At 32.6% G+C, this 2,150-nt stretch carries 3 protein-coding genes; 2 read left to right on the top strand and 1 reads right to left on the bottom strand.

The window, feature by feature from the left end:
- Positions 1 to 4: 4 nt before the first annotated feature.
- A complete protein-coding gene (locus tag SPD90_RS07140) occupies positions 5 to 1,141 on the top strand; it encodes a M20 metallopeptidase family protein (RefSeq protein WP_320924769.1) in 1,137 nt (378 codons plus the stop codon).
- Between the two features lie 22 nt (positions 1,142 to 1,163).
- Positions 1,164 to 1,607 (top strand): hypothetical protein, encoded by a 444-nt coding sequence (locus SPD90_RS07135; protein WP_320625335.1) that lies wholly within the window; start codon positions 1,164 to 1,166, stop codon positions 1,605 to 1,607.
- Positions 1,608 to 1,662: 55 nt separating this feature from the next.
- Here SPD90_RS07135 and SPD90_RS07130 read toward each other — a convergent pair.
- On the bottom strand, positions 1,663 to 2,150 hold a 488-nt coding region (locus SPD90_RS07130), incomplete at its 5' end, for an MATE family efflux transporter (protein ID WP_320924768.1).

Here is a 2,150-nt window from a genome sequence, read left to right as displayed (position 1 = left end):
AAATATAGAAGATTGGATAATAAATGTAAGACGAGATCTACACGAAACACCGGAATTGGGTTTAAAGGAATTTAAAACTAGAGAAAAAATCAAAAAATATTTAGATGAAATAGGTATCGACTATGTGGAGTATAAAAATACAACTGCTGTAGTCGCTGAAATAAACAACGGCTTTGAAAAAACAGTAGCTCTAAGAGCCGATATAGATGCCCTACCTATATCAGAAGAATTAGATTTAGAATACAAATCTCAAAATGAAGGTGTCATGCATGCTTGTGGACACGATGCTCATACTGCAATGCTATTAGGCGCTTGTAAAATACTATATGAAAATAGAGATTTATTGAAGGTAAATGTAAAATTCCTTTTCCAGCCTGGTGAAGAAATCGGCGCAGGAAAATATATGATTGAAGAGGGATGCTTGGAAAATCCCAAAGTTGACATAATATTTGGCATACATGTCGGTTCTCATATAAAAACAGGCTATATCGAGATAAAAAAAGGAACTGCCGCTGCATCAACAGATAGACTTATTTTAAAGGTATTAGGCAAAAATGGACATGGAGCGTACCCACATGAAGGAGTCGACGCCATAGTTATAGCCTCTTACTTAGTGACTGCACTTCAAAGCATCGTAAGTAGAAATATAGATCCCACAGATTCTGTAGTAATATCATTTGGAAAAATAGAAGGCGGTCATAAAGGAAATATTATATGCGATGAAGTCAAGCTGACAGGTACATTAAGAACATTAAACGAGGACAGCAGACACCTTGCCAAAGAAAAAATTAAAGCCCTATGCGAAAATATAAGCGCCGGATTTGGAGGAAAGGTAGATTTAGAAATAATACCAGGAATTCCAACTCTAGTCAATAATTCTGAGCTAGTAGATTTAGTTGTAAAAAATACATCTGAGCTTCTAGGAGCTGACAAAGTCCTAGAAAAGGAAAAATCTCCTCTTGGCGCTGAGGATTTCTCATGGTTTTTACAAAAAGTACCAGGTGTATTTTTCAACTTAGGATGTGGTAACGAAAATAAAAATGCCACTTACCCTATCCACAACTCTAAATTCAATATAGATGAAGACTGCCTTTTAATAGGAACTATGATTCATGTAAAAAATGTATTATCTCTAAAATAATATATAGATTAAGGAGAATCCTATGAAAAAAATATTACTTATTACATTAATTATATCGAGTATTTTTTGCTTTGGATGTAGTAATAGCAACGATTCAGAGAACATGGTAAAATTAAACAAAATAGATATATCTGCATTAAACAATAGAAAAATTAAAAATATAATCGATGACACTTCTCTAGAAGAGGGTGTTTATCAGATAAATACTAGCTCTAACACTTATATATATTTCTTAGGTTTTAAAAATGAATTTACCGACATAAGCTGTAATATAGAGGACGATACTTTAAATATTGTAGCTTCCCTAAGTAAAAAGGATAATACTGAAGAATTGTCGCAAAAACTATTTGTAATCTACCAAAAAAATACGACAGTCTCTGACGACAAAGTAAATTACTACGATAATATAAAATTAACTGTAGACGATAAAGAATCTAGCTTCAATTCTGTAGTCGTTGTAGATTAATATATTTTGAAAAAATCCCTAGACAGATAAACCTCAATCTATCTAGGGATTTTTATTAATACCAATATAGCTTCCATCTTCCGCTCAAATATCTCCATACAAAAAATACACTTCTAACCATCCAGTCTATTGTCATAGCAACCCATACGCCGAACACTCCCCAGCCCATGAATTTACCTACAATATAACTAAATCCAATTCTAAAAATCCACATTGAAACTATACAAACTATCATACAGAATTTAACATCGTTACAAGCTCTAAGAGTATTTGGCAATGTAAATGATAAAGGCCAAATCAGCATTCCCATAACTCCGTGATAAATTATAATATCTCTAGCCATTCGTGATGTTTCTTGTGATAAATTATATACATCTAAAATCGGAGCTAGTACTATAAATATAATTATATTAGTGATTATCATACCAATATATGTCAATTTTAGCAGTTTTTTAGTATAATATTTTGTTTGGTACTCGTCATTTGCACCTACGCACTGTGATGTTACTGCTAGAACAGCTTGACCTATAGCCATTCCTGGTA

Origin of the sequence: Intestinibacter sp., assembly GCF_034113885.1 — a bacterium.
Classification (GTDB): Bacteria; Bacillota; Clostridia; order Peptostreptococcales; family Peptostreptococcaceae; genus Intestinibacter.
Note: the sequence above shows the minus strand (reverse complement) of the source record. Positions and strands in the feature narration are given on the sequence as shown.